At 73.2% G+C, this 14,246-nt stretch carries 13 protein-coding genes; 5 read left to right on the forward strand and 8 right to left on the reverse strand.

The window, feature by feature from the left end; all coding sequences use genetic code 11:
* The 3 genes from ABD223_RS16020 to ABD223_RS16030 form a co-directional block, all read right to left on the reverse strand.
* The gene (locus ABD223_RS16020) at positions 1–963 is read right to left on the reverse strand and encodes a winged helix DNA-binding domain-containing protein (protein WP_344037023.1); all 963 of its coding nucleotides are present in this window, start codon (positions 961–963) and stop codon (positions 1–3) included.
* Between the two features lie 79 nt (positions 964–1,042).
* The gene (locus tag ABD223_RS16025) at positions 1,043–1,888 is read right to left on the reverse strand and encodes a carbohydrate kinase family protein (RefSeq protein ID WP_344037024.1); all 846 of its coding nucleotides are present in this window, start codon (positions 1,886–1,888) and stop codon (positions 1,043–1,045) included.
* Positions 1,889–1,919: 31 nt separating this feature from the next.
* Positions 1,920–3,134: a cytochrome P450 gene (locus tag ABD223_RS16030; RefSeq protein ID WP_344037025.1), complete on the reverse strand. Its 1,215-nt coding sequence runs from the start codon at positions 3,132–3,134 to the stop codon at positions 1,920–1,922.
* 165 nt (positions 3,135–3,299) lie between these two features.
* Here ABD223_RS16030 and ABD223_RS16035 point away from each other — a divergent pair, with 165 nt between their 5' ends.
* A complete protein-coding gene (locus ABD223_RS16035; protein ID WP_344037026.1) occupies positions 3,300–4,232 on the forward strand; it encodes a Gfo/Idh/MocA family protein in 933 nt (310 codons plus the stop codon).
* 13 nt (positions 4,233–4,245) lie between these two features.
* Here the strand turns inward: ABD223_RS16035 and ABD223_RS16040 are convergent, their stop codons facing one another.
* Positions 4,246–5,631, reverse strand: coding sequence for a KamA family radical SAM protein (locus ABD223_RS16040; protein WP_344037027.1), 1,386 nt, complete (start codon positions 5,629–5,631; stop codon positions 4,246–4,248).
* Between the two features lie 108 nt (positions 5,632–5,739).
* Between ABD223_RS16040 and ABD223_RS16045 the strand changes: the two genes are divergently transcribed.
* From ABD223_RS16045 to ABD223_RS16055, 3 genes are read left to right on the forward strand one after another with little or no spacing between them, the layout of a single operon-like run.
* Positions 5,740–6,240, forward strand: coding sequence for an FxsA family protein (locus ABD223_RS16045; RefSeq protein WP_344037028.1), 501 nt, complete (start codon positions 5,740–5,742; stop codon positions 6,238–6,240).
* A gap of 56 nt (positions 6,241–6,296) precedes the next feature.
* A complete protein-coding gene (locus tag ABD223_RS16050) occupies positions 6,297–7,256 on the forward strand; it encodes a TIGR03885 family FMN-dependent LLM class oxidoreductase (protein WP_344037029.1) in 960 nt (319 codons plus the stop codon).
* A complete protein-coding gene (locus tag ABD223_RS16055; protein WP_344037030.1) occupies positions 7,253–8,791 on the forward strand; it encodes an alpha-amylase family protein in 1,539 nt (512 codons plus the stop codon). The genes ABD223_RS16050 and ABD223_RS16055 overlap by 4 nt, the downstream gene beginning before the upstream one ends.
* A gap of 96 nt (positions 8,792–8,887) precedes the next feature.
* On the opposite strand, the gene ABD223_RS16060 is transcribed toward ABD223_RS16055, so the two are convergent.
* Together ABD223_RS16060 and ABD223_RS16065 are read right to left on the reverse strand one after the other, a co-directional pair.
* On the reverse strand, positions 8,888–9,427 hold the full coding sequence (locus tag ABD223_RS16060; protein ID WP_344037031.1) for a hypothetical protein: 540 nt from the start codon (positions 9,425–9,427) through the stop codon (positions 8,888–8,890).
* 187 nt (positions 9,428–9,614) lie between these two features.
* Positions 9,615–11,360 carry an ATP-binding protein gene (locus ABD223_RS16065; protein WP_344037032.1) on the reverse strand — a complete coding sequence of 582 codons (1,746 nt, stop codon included), beginning with the start codon at positions 11,358–11,360 and terminating at the stop codon, positions 9,615–9,617.
* A gap of 183 nt (positions 11,361–11,543) precedes the next feature.
* Here ABD223_RS16065 and ABD223_RS16070 point away from each other — a divergent pair, with 183 nt between their 5' ends.
* Positions 11,544–11,909 (forward strand): hypothetical protein, encoded by a 366-nt coding sequence (locus ABD223_RS16070; RefSeq protein ID WP_344037033.1) that lies wholly within the window; start codon positions 11,544–11,546, stop codon positions 11,907–11,909.
* A 27-nt stretch (positions 11,910–11,936) separates the two neighbouring features.
* On the opposite strand, the gene ABD223_RS16075 is transcribed toward ABD223_RS16070, so the two are convergent.
* A complete protein-coding gene (locus ABD223_RS16075; protein ID WP_344037034.1) occupies positions 11,937–12,605 on the reverse strand; it encodes a response regulator in 669 nt (222 codons plus the stop codon).
* Positions 12,602–14,173: an ATP-binding protein gene (locus ABD223_RS16080; protein ID WP_344037035.1), complete on the reverse strand. Its 1,572-nt coding sequence runs from the start codon at positions 14,171–14,173 to the stop codon at positions 12,602–12,604. Before ABD223_RS16080 ends, ABD223_RS16075 begins: the two co-directional genes overlap by 4 nt.
* Positions 14,174–14,246: the final 73 nt, after the last annotated feature.

Here is a 14,246-nt window from a genome sequence, read left to right on the forward strand (position 1 = left end):
TCAGGGCCAGGCCAGCACGGACTCGACCTCCAGGTCGAGCTGGGACACCGGGATGTGGCCGAACTGCTCGACCACGACCCGCCCGTCGCGCCGCCGCCACGTGCCGTGCACGCGCCCGTCCACCACCACGTGCGGTCCGGGCACGCCGCCCGCGGTCCGCAGCAGCGGCGCGTGCGCGGGGTCGAGCAGCAGGTCCCGGTCGCGGTAGCCGAGCAGGAAGGTGTCGAACGGGCCGAGCAGCCGCACGACCCCGTCGAGCCCGGGCACGTCCGGCACCCGGTCGGGGAAGTCCTCGGCGCGCACCCGGTCGGCGGGCAGGCCGCTCCAGGCCGTGAAGTCCTCGGCCGTGGCGGGGCCGTAGGCGCGCAGGTAGCGGCGGACGAGGTCGGGCACGTCGTACGGGGCGTCGTCGGTGCGGGGGAGCAGGCGGTAGGTCGCCTCGCCGGCGCAGAGCACGCCGCGGTTGGCGGCGTAGGCGAGCAGGTGGGCGGGCGCGGGGCCGGCGGGGTCGAGCGGCAGGCCGACCTCGGTGAGCCGGGCGACGACCGCGCCCCTGGTCAGGGGTTCGGTGAGCACCTCCCGCAGCGCCGCCAGCGCCCGCTCGCACACCTCGTCGGTCAGGCCCAGCTCCAGCCGGCGGCACCGGCCGCGGGCGATGTTGACCGGGCCGAGCAGCGCCACCAGCGGGCCGGCGTCCTCGCGGCGCACCAGGTGCACGGCGCCGCGCATGGCGCAGGTGCGCACCACCTCGCCCCGCTCCAGCGCGGCGCGCAGGTCGGCGGGTGACAGGCCGGTGGTGCGGGCGCGGACCGCCAGCCCGGCGGCGACCGGGTCCTGCGCCTGCACGGCGAGCACGTCGCGCAGCAGTTCGACGAGGCTGCGGGCGGGTTCGGTCAGGCGCTGCGCCCGCATGCGCAGCGCCCTCACCCGGCCGGCGGTCACCTCGCCGGGGTGGCCCTCCATGTCGTTCCTCTCCGTTCCGGTGGGTGACACGCGCACCGGAAGGAAAGACCTTGCAAGGACTTTCAGCAAGACTTGACAGTTACGTCCGGGGCGCCAGGTCGGGGGAGAGCAGGCAGCGGGCGGCCTGCTCGGCGCCCGCGGACAGCGCCGCGCCGATGTCGGCGCCGCCCACGTGGGCCACCAGGAAGCCCGAGAAGAAGGCGTCGCCCGCGCCGTTGGCGTCCACGACCCGCTCGACGGGCGCGGCCGGCGCGGTGCGCACCTGCCCGTCCTCCACGGCCACCGCGCCCTCGGCGCCGAGGGTGGCCACGGCGGGCTTGCCGAGGGAGTCCAGGAACCCCAGCAGCGCGTCGTGGTGGGCGAACCCGTCGTCGTTGAGGAACACGCGGTCGGCGGCGTCGAGGAAGTCGCGGTGGAACCCGGAGACGCCGTCGTAGTCGTGCAGGTCGCACCACACGGGCACGCCGGCCTCCCGGGCCCGCGCCAGCAGCGGCCGGGCGTGCTCGGCCAGGTCGATCACCGCGACGTCGGCCTCCGCCAGCGCGGCGAGCGCGCGCTCGTCGTGCCGGGGTTGCCGCAGCACGGGCAGCTCCAGGTAGATCGACACGCGGCCGCCGTGCGGGTCCATGAGGTTGAGGTGCTGCTCGGTGGCGCCCTCGACGGTCTCCGCGATCACCTCCACCCCGGCGTCGGCCAGCACGGCGAGCACCTCCCGGGCGGGCTCGTCGTCGCCGACCACCGTGCGCAGGATGACCTCGGCGTCGAGCGAGGCCAGGTTCAGCGCCTTGCCCGCCGACGTGCCGCCGACGGTGCTCCGGTGGCCGGTGGCGAAGGTCGTGTGGGGCCGCGCCTCGGGCAACCGGTCGAGCAGCACCAACCGGTTCCACGACACGGGCCCCGCCACGAACACCTTCGGTTTGCGCATGACGCCCAGTGTGGCGGGCGGGGATCACCCCCTACCGGAACGACACGACCAGGGACGTCAGCCGGTGGGTCAGGGGCGGCGCCGGCGCCCGCTCGGCGGATTCCAGGCGCAGGTCCGGGCAGCGCTCCAGCAGGACGCGGAAGCACTCGTCGGCCTCGGCCCGCGCCAGCGCCGCGCCCAGGCAGTAGAACGCGCCCAGGCCGAAGGCGGTGTGCCGGTTGGGCTTGCGGGTGATGTCGAAGCGGTCGGGGTCGGGGAAGACCTCCGGGTCGCGGTTGCCCGCCATCATGGCCAGGTAGAACCGCTTGCCCGCGGGCAGCTCCAGGCCGCCGAGGGTGAACGGTTCGGTGCTCTGCCGCACGATCAGGCTCGCCGGGCCGTCGCAGCGCAGCATCTCCTCGACCGCGCCGGGCGTCAGCGACGGGTCGTCCTTGAGCAGCGCGAGCTGGTCGGGGTGGTCGAGCAGCAGCACCAGGCCGTTGGCGATCAGGCCCGCGGTGGTCTCGTGGCCCGCGAACAGCAGCAGCACGCAGTTGGCGACGATCTCGTCCTCGGTGACCACGCCCTCGGCCTCGGCCGCGATGAACATGCTGATCAGGTCGTCGCGCGGGTCGCCGCGGCGTTCGCGGACCAGTTCGCGCACGTAGTCCTGCATCTCCAGCACGCTGCGCTGCGAGCGCCGCAGCCGGTCGACGTCGGCGAGCTGGAAGATCGCCACGATGTCCCGCGACCAGGCCTGGAGCCGCTCGCGGTCGCCGGTGGGCATGCCGAGCATCTCGGCGATCACGTTGGCGGGCAACGGGTAGGCCAGGTCGGTGATCACGTCCATTCGGCCGCGGTCGGCCGCGGCGTCGAGCAGCTCGTTGGTCAGCTCCCGCACGCGCGGGCGCAGGCCGTTGACGGTGGCGGGGGTGAAGTAGCGCTTGAGCAGCTGCTGGAACCGCACGTGGTCGGTCTCGTTCGTGTGGCCCATCCACAGCTCGACGGACAGGCGCAGCGGGGTCAGCTCCTCCTGCTCCTCGGGGCTGAACGCGTCGAGCATCTGCGTCATGTTCGCGGGGACCAGGCGGCGGTCCTTCAGCGCCGCGACGATGTCGGCGTGCCGGGTTAACAGGTAGGCGTCGAGCCGGGGGATCGCGCTGATCGGGGACTCGGCGCGGATCCGGTGCAGCAGCGAGGTGGGGTCGGCCATCGCCTCGGGGGAGAACAGGTCGTGGGCCGGCAGCGCCAGGGCGGGATCGGTCATGGGCGCCAGTCTGTCCAGTCCACGCGGCGTGGCACCAGGCGCGCCAGCGCAATGGCGTAACCGAGACTCTTTCGTGTACTTCGCTCTGTAACTTTAGTGTTGACTTAAACTCGCCTTATCTGGTGACAGGACACCTCTTCCAGGTGGTCAGGAATACTCCACAGAGTGGCGAAGACGAAGGTGGGCCTGATCGGCGTGGGCACGATCGCGGCGACGCACCTGGAGGTGCTGGCGGAGCGGTCGGACGTGGACCTGGAGTTCACCGCGGACCCGGTGGCCGGGCCGCCGGTGTTCCGGGGCGCGACCCCGCCGCACCACGCCGACCCGGCGGAGGCGTTGGCCGCGCACCGGCCGGACCTGGTGGTGGTCGCGACGCCGGCGGACTCGCACGTGGAGCTGGCGGCGCTGGTGCTGGGGTCGTCGGGGGCGCGGGTGCTGGTGGAGAAGCCGTTGGCGCTGGACGTGGCGTCGTTGGCGCGGCTGGCGGAGTCGGGTCCGGGTCGGGTGTTCACCGCGCACCACTTCGCGTTCTCGCCGGAGGTGGAGTGGGCGGCGGCGCTGGTGGCGGCGCACCCGGAGTGGGGTCCGGTGACGGGGGCGACGTCGTTGTTCTGCGACCCGTACGTGGGCCGGGGGCGGGGCGCGTTCGCGTCGTACGTGTCGCCGTGGACGGATTCGGGGATCAACCAGCTGACGGTGTTGGCGCGGTTGGTGGAGCCGGCGGCGGTGGTGTCGTTGCGGGACGGGGCGGACAGCGCGTGGGCGGTGGTGGGGTTCCGGTCGCGTGGCGCGGAGGGCGTGGCGCGGTTGCGGGTGGACTGGCGGACGGGGGCGAGCAGCAAGTCGAGCGTGGTGGTGTGCGGCGAGGTGGAGGTGTGGTTGGACCACACGGCGATGACGGGGTTCGCGTGCCGGGGTGGCGAGTTGGTGGCGTCGTGGGGGAGTGACGGTCGGACGCCGCGGAAGGTCGCGCACTACCGGCCGTTGTACGCGAGCCTGTTGTCGGGTCGGCCGGACCCGGTGCTGGGGTTCGAGGTGGCGGCGGGGTTGACGGCGTTGCACGCGGGCGGCGGTGCGCGGGGTGGCGCCGGCGGGTGAGGTGGGTGGGTGGTCAGTCGCGGTGTTGGGTCCACCAGTGGCGGCCGGTGTCGCCGAGGGTGGAGATGGGGTCGTAGTAGGGGTGGCGGCGGTCGAGGGCCTGGTCGTCGTCGAGTTCGATGCCGGTGCGGTAGTTCTTGGTCCAGTAGGAGATGCCGCGTTCGCGGTCGTAGTCGTGGAGCTGGTGGACCCAGCGCTTGCCGACGTAGGGGACGTCGCAGACGATGCGCGGGGTGGCGTAGCCGGGCAGGTAGCCCATGATGGCGTGCTGGAGCGCCTGGGCTTCCCAGACGGCGAGTCGCCAGTGCTCGGCGTTGGGGATCATGTCGCACATGTAGAAGTAGTAGGGCAGCACGTTGGCTTCGCCCTGGAGGGCGAAGCAGAGGTCGAGCAGGTCGTCGGGGGTGGCGTTGACGCCCCGCATGAGCACGCCCTGGTTGCGCACGTCGCGGACGCCGACTTCGAGGGCGGTGCGGGCGGCTTCGGCGACCAGGGGTGTGACCGACTGGACGTGGTTGACGTGGGTGTGGATGGCGAGGTTGACGCCTCGGCGGGCGGCGGTGCGGGCGACGCGTTCGAGTCCTTCGACGACCTTGGGCTGGAGCCAGTGCTGGGGTAGTCCGGCGAGGGCCTTGGTGGCCAGGCGGACGTCGCGGACGGTGTCGATGTCGAGCAGCCGCATGAGGAAGTGCTCCAGTTGCGGCCAGGGGACGTTGGCGACGTCGCCGCCGGAGACGACGACGTCGCGGACGCCGGGGGTGCGCTTGAGGTAGTCGATCATCCGGTCCTGGCGGTCGACGGGTTTGAGCGCGAGCTTGTGCTTGGCGACCTGGGGGGTGGAGTTGCCGACGAGGTCCATGCGGGTGCAGTGGCCGCAGTACTGGGGGCAGGTGGAGACCAGTTCGGCGAGGACCTTGGTGGGGTAGCGGTGGGTGAGGCCTTCGACGACCCACATCTCGGCTTCGTGGAGGGAGTCGCGGGTGGAGTGGGGGTGGCTGGGCCAGTCGGGGTCGCGGTCGGAGGCGACGGGGAGCATGTAGCGCCGGACGGGGTCGGCGAGGAAGGCGGTGGTGAAGCCGTCGGGGTCGAGCGGGGCGTCGGGTGCGGTGGTGTTGAGCATCTGGGGCGGGAGCAGCATCGACATGGTGGCCGAGTGGTGCTGGTCGGCGGTGAGGTCGTCGTAGAAGCGGTCGGTGAGCAGGTCGCCGGTGACGTCCCGGAGCTGCCGGGGGTTCTTGACGCAGTGGGCGCGTTGCCACTGGGCGTCGCGCCACTGGGCGTCGGTGACGTGGCGCCAGCCGGGGAAGCGGCGCCAGTCGGGTTCGACGAGTTCGCGGCGCGTGTAGGTGTAGGGCTGGGGTGTGGCCGTGACGGGGGCAACCTCGTGCAGCGCAGTCATCCGTACTCCCTACAGCGTGAGTGGCGTGAAGATATGCTGCCAGAAGGCCGGTTCGGCGTAAATATTTCGGCGGGGAGCGTTTTGGGGTGGTCGTGCGTTGAGTGGGGTATGCGCGTGTTCGCGGTACTGGTGATCGGTCTGGTCGTCGAGGTCACCGCCCTGGTGGCGGCCTTCGGGGCCTGGGGCCCGTTGACGACCTTCGGGCTGCTGCTGCTGGGTGGTGTGGCCGGCTCGGTGCTGCTGCGGCGGGAGGGGACGCGGGCGCTCGGGGCGTTCTCCGAGGCGCTGCGCACCCGGCGGGCGCCGCACCGGGAGGTGGCCGACGGCGTGCTGATCGCCGCGGCGGCGTTCCTGATCATCGTGCCGGGTTTCGTCAGCGACATCGCGGGCCTGTTCCTGCTGTTCCCGCCCGTGCGGCGGTTGATCGGCGGGCGGATGGCGCGGCGGGCTGAGCAGCGGGAGCGGGCGATGGTGCTCAACCTGCGCCACGGGCGCGACCCGATGGCCGGCGGCGCGGTGGTCGACGGGGCGGTGGTCGACGGCGCCGTGGTGCGGGGCGACGTGGTGGACGTGCGGTCGGAGCCTCCGGGGCGGCCCGAGCTGCGCTGACGCCCGCCGCGGTCGGAGGGGTGTCGCCGAAGCGGACGTTGGGTACGTGAAGCGGCATGACGGTCATCGGTGTGCACGCTTCGCACGAACAGGTCCACCCCAGCGCGCTCCTGGCCACCGTCCAGCGGGCCGAGGAGGTCGGCTTCGACGCGGCCATGTGCTCGGACCACTTCTCGCCGTGGAGCGCCCGGCAGGGGCAGTCCGCGTTCGCCTGGTCGTGGCTAGGCGCCGCGCTCCAGTCGACGGGCCTGCCCTTCGGGGTGGTCAACGCGCCGGGTCAGCGCTACCACCCGGCGATCATCGCGCAGGCCATCGGCACGCTCGGCGCGATGTACCCGGGCCGGTTCTGGACGGCGCTGGGCAGCGGCGAGGCCAGCAACGAGCACATCACCGGCGAGGTGTGGCCGGACAAGGCCACCCGCAACGCCCGGCTGCGCGAGTGCGTCGAGGTGATCCGGGCGCTGCTGCGGGGCGAGGAGGTCACCCACCGGGGGCTGGTGACCGTCGACCGGGCCAGGGTGTGGACCCGGCCGGAGGAACCGCCGCCGTTGATCGGCGCGGCGGTGAGCGAGGCGACCGCCCGCTGGTGCGCGGAGTGGGCGGACGGGCTGGTCACCGTCAACGCGCCCGTCGAGCAGCTGGAGCGGATGCGTGACGCCTACCGCGAGGCGGGAGGCCGGGGCAAGCTGCACCTCCAGGTGCACCTGAGCTGGGCCGGGTCCGAGCAGGAGGCGGCCGCGCTGGCGCACGAGCAGTGGCGCAGCAACGTGTTCGCCCCGCCGGTGTGCTGGGACCTCGACCTGGCCGAGACCTTCGACGTCGTCTCCGAGCACGTCACCGTCGAGCAGGTGGCGAGCGTGGTCAACATCTCCGCCGACCTCGGCCGGCACGCCAAGACCCTGCGCGAGTACGCCGACCTGGGCTTCGACGAGATCTACCTGCACCACGTGGGCGTGGAGCAGGAGCGGTTCCTGGACGCCTTCGGCGAGCACGTGCTGCCGGAGGTGCGGGCGTGAAGCTGACCCGCACCGCGGACCTGTGGTGGAAGAACGCCGTCGTCTACTGCCTGGACGTGGAGACCTTCCACGACTCCGACGGCGACGGCTACGGCGACTTCCGGGGCCTGATCCAGAAGATCGACCACCTGCACCGGCTGGGCGTGACCTGCCTGTGGCTGATGCCGTTCTTCCCCACGCCCGACCGCGACGACGGCTACGACATCACCGACTTCTACAACGTCGACCCGCGGCTGGGCACGCTGGGCGACTTCGTGGAACTCGTGCGCACCGCCCGCGACCGGGGCATGAGGGTGATCGCCGACCTGGTGGTCAACCACACCTCGAACCAGCACCCCTGGTTCCAGCAGGCCCGCGACCCCGAATCGCCGCGGCACGACTGGTACGTGTGGGCCGACGAGAAGCCGGCCAACGCGGACGAGGGCGTCGTCTTCCCCGACAAGGAGAAGTCGCTGTGGACCTACGACCGCAAGGCGCGCAAGTACTACCTGCACAAGTTCTACCGGCACCAGCCGGACCTGAACGTGGCCAACCCGGCGGTGCGCGACGAGATCGCCCGCGTCATGGGCTTCTGGATGGAGCTGGGCCTGTCCGGGTTCCGCGTGGACGCGGTGCCGTTCCTGCTGGAGGCGCCGGTCGAGGCGCTGCCCGACCCGCACGACTACCTCGGTGACCTGCGGGCGTTCCTGTCGCGGCGCAACGGCGAGGCGGTGCTGCTGGGCGAGGTTAACCTGCCCTACACCGAGACCATGAAGTTCTTCGGCCGCAACGACGGCGTGGGCGACGAGCTGCACATGTGCTTCGACTTCATCGGCATGCAGCAGATGTTCCTGTCGCTGGCGCGCCAGGAGGCCAGCCCGCTGGCGCACGCGCTCAAGGAACGGCCGCAGCCGCCGCGCGACTGCCACTGGGCCACGTTCGTGCGCAACCACGACGAGCTGACCCTGGACAAGCTCACCGAACCCGAGCGCCAGGAGGTGTTCGCCGCCTTCGGCCCCGACGAGGACATGCAGCTCTACGGGCGCGGGCTGCGCCGCCGCCTGCCGTCGATGCTGGGCGGCGACCTCGGTCGGATCAAGATGGTCTACAGCCTGCTGTTCTCCCTGCCGGGCACCCCTGTGCTGTTCTACGGCGAGGAGGTCGGCATGACCGAGGACCTGTCGCTGGAGGGCCGGGAGGCCGTGCGCGCCCCCATGTGGTGGGACGCCGAGGCCGAGCAGCGCCGCGACGAGGACTCGCTGCTGTCCTGGGTGCGGCTGCTGGTCGAGCGCTACCGGGAGTGCCCGGAGCTGGCGTGGGGCGCCTTCCAGGTGCTCGACACCGCCGAGCCGGGCGTGCTGGCCCACCGCTGCGACATCGACGGCGGCACCGTGGTGGCGGTGCACAACCTGGCCGACCGCGACGCGACCGTGGAGGTCGACAGGCTCGACGGCGACCTGACCGACCTGCTGGTGGACGGCACGGTGCCGGTGAAGGACGGGGTGGCCCGCGTCGAGCTGGGCCCCTACGGCTGCCGCTGGTTCCGCCAGGTCTGACCGCGGGTGTCCCGCGTCCCTCAGCCTCCGGGGGCGCGGGACACCCGTGTCCCGGTCGGGTCGGCGGCGCCTCACGCGCCGGCGCGGTCCGCGGTCTCAGCAGCCGCCGCAGTTGTAGTAGGTGACGTCCCAGTGGTTGCCCTCCAGGTAGTAGATGTTCCCGGAGCCCGACCGCCACTTGCTGCCGCCGATGGAGGTGAAGGTGTTCTTGACGTAGGAGTCCAGGCAGCTGGAGAGCCGGTAGTCGAGCTTGTAGCCGTTCCAGTGGCTGTAGGTGCCGCTGGCGTGGCCGGTCTCGGTGCCGCCGGTGATGGTCAGCGCGCAGCCGGTGGCGCGCTTGAGGGTCTCCGCGCCCTGGATGGTCGGCAGGTTGACCTGCTCGAACGAGGTGCAGGTCGAGTTGTAGCGGTCGCTGCACCCGCCGCTGGAGGTCCACGAGATGCCGGCGGCGCGCAGGCGGGAGGTGGCCTGGGCGTGGGTCAGCTTGGTCACCAGGGCGGTGACCGGGGTGTCGGCGGCGGGCTGGAACACCGGGTCCTGGCCGGCGGGGGCGGCCGAGGCGGTGGTGGCGCCGGCGACGGCGAGCAGAGCGGCGGCCGCGGCGACGAGCGCGGCGCGGAACCTGCTGGTGCGCATGGGTGTCCTTTCGGCGGGCAGCCCTCGTGGACCCGGGGGCGCCGGGTCGAGAGCAGGGTGGGCTACGGGACACCCGCGGCCGTCGGAGTGCGAGGGCGGCGGTCGCGGGAGGGGACGTCCCGCGCGACACGTTACGAGCCGGCGGCTTTCGGCACAGCGGCCAAGTGGGAGATTTTCCGTCTGTTCGTCATGTGGTAACGGGATTGGCGGGGGCCGGTGGTGGCGGGCGCATCAGGGCGTCGTACTCGACGAACAGGTCGGCGGCAGTGCCCACCGAGACGGCGCACAGGCCGGGCAGCGCGTCCAGCCAGTGACCGGTCCGCAGCGCCGAGACCAGCAGGGGCACGGCGCCCTCCCGATCACCGGCCCGGACCAACGCCTCCGCTGCCGTCCCCAGCGCCCGCGCCCGCCGGTGCACTCCGGTGATCGAGCCGACCTCCGCGGCCACCCGGCCCAACACCCGCGCCGCCTCGTCGCGGCGGCCGCGATCGGCCAGCGCCCTGGCCACCGCCGTCAGCGCGTCGACCCGGTCGTGGACCTCGGTGGCGGTCCCGGCGACGGCCTCGGCCGAACGCAGGGCCCGAAGCGCCTCGTCGTGGGACCTCGTCCCGGCCACGGCCAACCACGCCCGGGTGAGCAGGTTGGCGTCCTCGATCGTCCCGATCACCTTGGTGACCTGGTCGTGCAGCCCGGCTCCGGTCAAGGCCGTCACCACCGCCGCCCACGTCCGGTCCCGCACCGCGGGATCGGTGACGGACCCGGCCACCTCCACCGCTCGGCCGGGGCGACCGGCGGCGGCGAACGTCTCCACCACCGTGGCCGCCACGTGGTCCCGTCGACGGAACCGGGGGACGCTCTGTTGTCGATCGGCTTCGGCGGCGTGGTCGAGCGCCGATTCCACCCCGTCCAGCGCCCGAGCCACCCGACCTGGAAACCCCGCCCGGACCGCGGCCCGCACGACGACCACCCACGCCTGGGCTCGTCGGCCCGGGTCGGTGACGGTCCGGGCGGTCGAGGCGGCCCGGTCGTGCAGGTCCACTCCGACCAGCGCCCGCACCGCGGCCTCCGCCGCCCGGTCGTACGAGGAGAAATCGGTGATGTCCCCGGCGAGGGCCGCCGCCCGGTCGGCCACCGTGACCGCCTGGTCGCGCCGACCGGCCCGGACCAGCGCCCCTGCCACCACCGCGAGCGCCTCGACCCGTTGGACGGGCGCACCGATGCCCTCGGCGGTGACCGACGCCCCGGTGAGCAGAGCGGTGGCCCGGTCGTGCCGCCCGGCTCCCACCAGCGCGTCGGTCACCGCCGCCAGCGCCGGGCCGTACCGGTGCACCTCGCCATCCGCCTGCCCGGAGGCCACCGCCTCCCCGAGCACCGCCGTGGCTTGGTCGGGCAGCCCGGCGTCGGTCAACGCTTCGGCCACTGCCGCCAACGCCCGGCTTCGCGCGTGCGGCTCGGTGATGGAGCGGGCCGTGGACACCGCCCGGTCGAGCAATCCGCTCCCGGCCGCGGCGGCAGCCAGCTCCGCTGTCACCTCGTTCCGCAGGTGGTGCTCCGGGATGTGGTGGGTCGAAGCCAGGGCGCGGTCGTGGCACTCCGGGTCGATGCGCCCGCCGGACATCGCTTTCACCGCGTCGTGCCACTCCATCCGGTCGACGGCGGATCTGAACGGTTCGACCGCCAGGTCGTGCCTCCCGATGGCGACCAGTGCCCCGATCAACGCGGCCCAGGGCTTGCGGAGGACTCCTGCCGCGGCACCGTCGGCCACCTCGAAAGCCCGGTCGTGACGGCCCGCGGCGACCAGTCCCGCGATCGCCGACTCCTCCAACTGCGCGCGCACGTGGGGGTCGGTGATGTGGCCGAGCAGCTCGACCGCCCGGTCGAACACCTCGACCGCCTCGTCCCGGTGTCCGGCCCGGACCAGGGCCGCTCCCACCGCCGCCAGCGCGCGGGCCTGCAGGTAGTGCGAACTCAGGGACAGAGCCAGTGCGATGGCGTGGCGAGGCCGCCCGCACCGCACCCAGAGGGAGGGGATCTCAGGGGGGATGGAGGTGTTGCGGCCGGTGAGGTGGTCGCAGTGCAGAGGTCGGGCGGGGTCCGGGCGAGGTGCCTGTCGAAGGTGGCGGTGATCTGGGCCAGGGCCGCGGTGTCGCCGCCGGTGAGGGCCAGCAGGCGGTCGTGGCGGGCCGCGTCGGTGCACAGGGCGGTGGCGCGCGCGAGGGCGGCGTCCGACGGCGTGCCGTCGAACCTGCCACTCGGTGAAGTCGGCCGGTTCGACCAGCGCAGCCAGGTCGGCGGCGGTGAGGCCATCGCCCGCGGCGGTGAGCAGGCCCAGCAGGTCCCGCTCGACGGCTGTGCCCTCCACCAGCCCCTGGAGCTCGTTCTCCATCTCCTCGCGCACGAGGTCCGCGTCGGCGAACACCTCCAGCACCCGGACCGCGGCCGGGTCGCGCCGACAGCATCGCGCAGACACCGCCGGACGTGACCACCGGGTGATCACCGGAGTGCGGGGTCAGGTCAGCCGATAACCGTGGGCGGGGCGGTTGGCCATGCCGTAGCGGGGCTGCACCTCGGCCTTCCCGACGCTGACCAGGTGCTCCAGGTACCGCCGGGCGCTGACGCGCGACAACCCGGCCCGGTCGCCGACCTCCTGCGCGGACAGGTCGTCGGAGGTGGTCCGCAGCGTGTCCAGCACCAGTCGCAGCGTCACCGCCGACAGGCCCTTGGGCAGCGCGGCGCGCGGCCGGTGTTGCAGCAGCTGGTCCACCTCGTCCTGGTCCAGCCACGGCCCCAGCCGCCTCACCTCGGCGCGGCGCGCCAGGTACTCCCGCATCCGGTCCAGGAACGCGGTCCGGGTGAACGGCTTGACCAGGTAGTGGTCGACCCCGCGGGACATGGCCAGCTTCACGGTCTCCCGCTCGCGCGCCGCGGTCACCGCGATCACGTCCACCTGCGGCCCGGACCGCGACCTCAGCCGCGCCAGCACCTCCAGCCCGGAGATGTCGGGCAGGTGGATGTCCAGCAGCACCAGGTCGGGCCGCAGCGCCTCCACCGCGCGCAGCGCCTCCGCGCCGCCGTGCGCCTCGCCGACCACGGTGAACTCCGGCAGCGAGGCCAGGAACCCGCGGTGCACGGCGGCGACCGCGAAGTCGTCGTCCACCACCAGCGTGCGCACGCTCATCGGACCGCCTCCGGCAGCCACACGTCGAACGACGCGCCGCCCAGCTCCGAGTCCGACACCTCGACCCGGCCGCTGCGCCGGGTCACCACCCTCGACACCAACGCCAGTCCGATCCCTCGACCGTGGGCGCCGCGCGGCGCCTTCGAACTCACACCCAGGGTGAAGATCCGCCCGCGTTCGGACCGCTCCACCCCCGGGCCGTCGTCGTCGACCACGACCCGCACCCCGCCCTCGCCCGACCGCACCAGCACCCGCACGGTCCCGCCCGCGCGCACCGCGTCCACGGCGTTGTCCACCAGGTTGCCCAACACGGTCAGCGCGTCGTCGCCGGTGCGGGTGACCACCTCCGAGGCCGGGTCCAGCCGCAGCGCCACGCCGCGCTCGTGCGCGGTGGACGACTTGGCCAGCAGCAGCGCCGCCAGCGCCGGGTCGGCCATCGCGCCGCCGAGGATCCCCGAGGTCACCGACCCCGTCCCGCCGACCCGCTCGATGTAGGCCACGGCGTCCTCCTTGCGGTCCAGCTCGACCAGGCCGCCGATGACGTGGAGGTGGTTGGTGAACTCGTGCGCCTGCGCCCGCAGCACCTCGGTGACGGTCCGCTGCCCGTCGAGCTCCCGCAGCGCGTCGTGCAGCTCGGTGCGGTCGCGCAGGGTCAGCACCACGCCCACCGGGCGGCCCTGGGTGCGGGCGGTCATCCGGTTGGCCACCAGCACGCGCTCGCCGGCCAGCACCGGCCGGTCGACCACGTCGTCGCCGCCGAGCACCAGGTCCAGCAGGCCGCCGTGCTCCAGCACCTGCGCGGCGGGCCGCCCGGTCGGGTCCTCGGTCAGCCCCAGCAGCCGCACCGCCTCGTCGTTGACCAGCGCCAGCCGCTCCCGCTCGTCCACGGCGACCACGCCCTCGCGGATGCCGTGCAGCATCGCGTCGCGGGTCTCCAGCAGCTGGGCGATCTCCGCGGGCTCCAGCCGGAACGTGCGCTTGCGCACCATGCGGGTCACCAGCGCCGCCCCCAGCACGCCCACCAGCGCCGCGGCGGCCAGCCACCCGGTCAGCTCGGGCAGGTCCTCGGCCAGGTCGGCGGCCAGCTCGCTCTCCAGGATGCCCACCGACGCGATGCCCAGCACCTGCCCGGAGTCCGAGCGCACCGGCACCTTCGCCCGCAGCGAGGTGCCCAGCGTGCCGGTCTCGGTGCCGACGAACACCTGCCCGGACAGCGCGGTGCTGGGGTCGGTGGAGACCCGCTCGCCGATGCGCCGCCGGTCGGGGTGGGCGTAGCGGACGCCGTTGTGGTCGGTGACCACCACGTAGGTCACGCCGGAGGCCTTGCGCAGCAGCTCGGCCAGCGGCTGGATGGTCGCGCTGGGGTCGGGCGAGTCGAACGCCTCCACCACCGAGGGCAGCCGCGCCACGCTCTCGGCCACCGACAGCATCCGGTCCTTGTAGGCCTCGCGGATGCGGTCGCTCTGGAGCTTGGCCGCCATCAGGCCCGCCGCGCACACCGTGGCCAGCACGATGACCACCTGCAACGCGAGCAGGGTGACACCCAGGGGGACCGAACGGCGGCGCATGAGGCGACATTCTGACCCATGGCCTGTGAGCCGGGCCACGACCTAAACGACCAATACGGCCCTTACGACCATT

It is taken from the genome of Saccharothrix xinjiangensis (genome assembly GCF_039527585.1).
Taxonomy (GTDB): Bacteria; Actinomycetota; Actinomycetes; order Mycobacteriales; family Pseudonocardiaceae; genus Actinosynnema; species Actinosynnema xinjiangensis.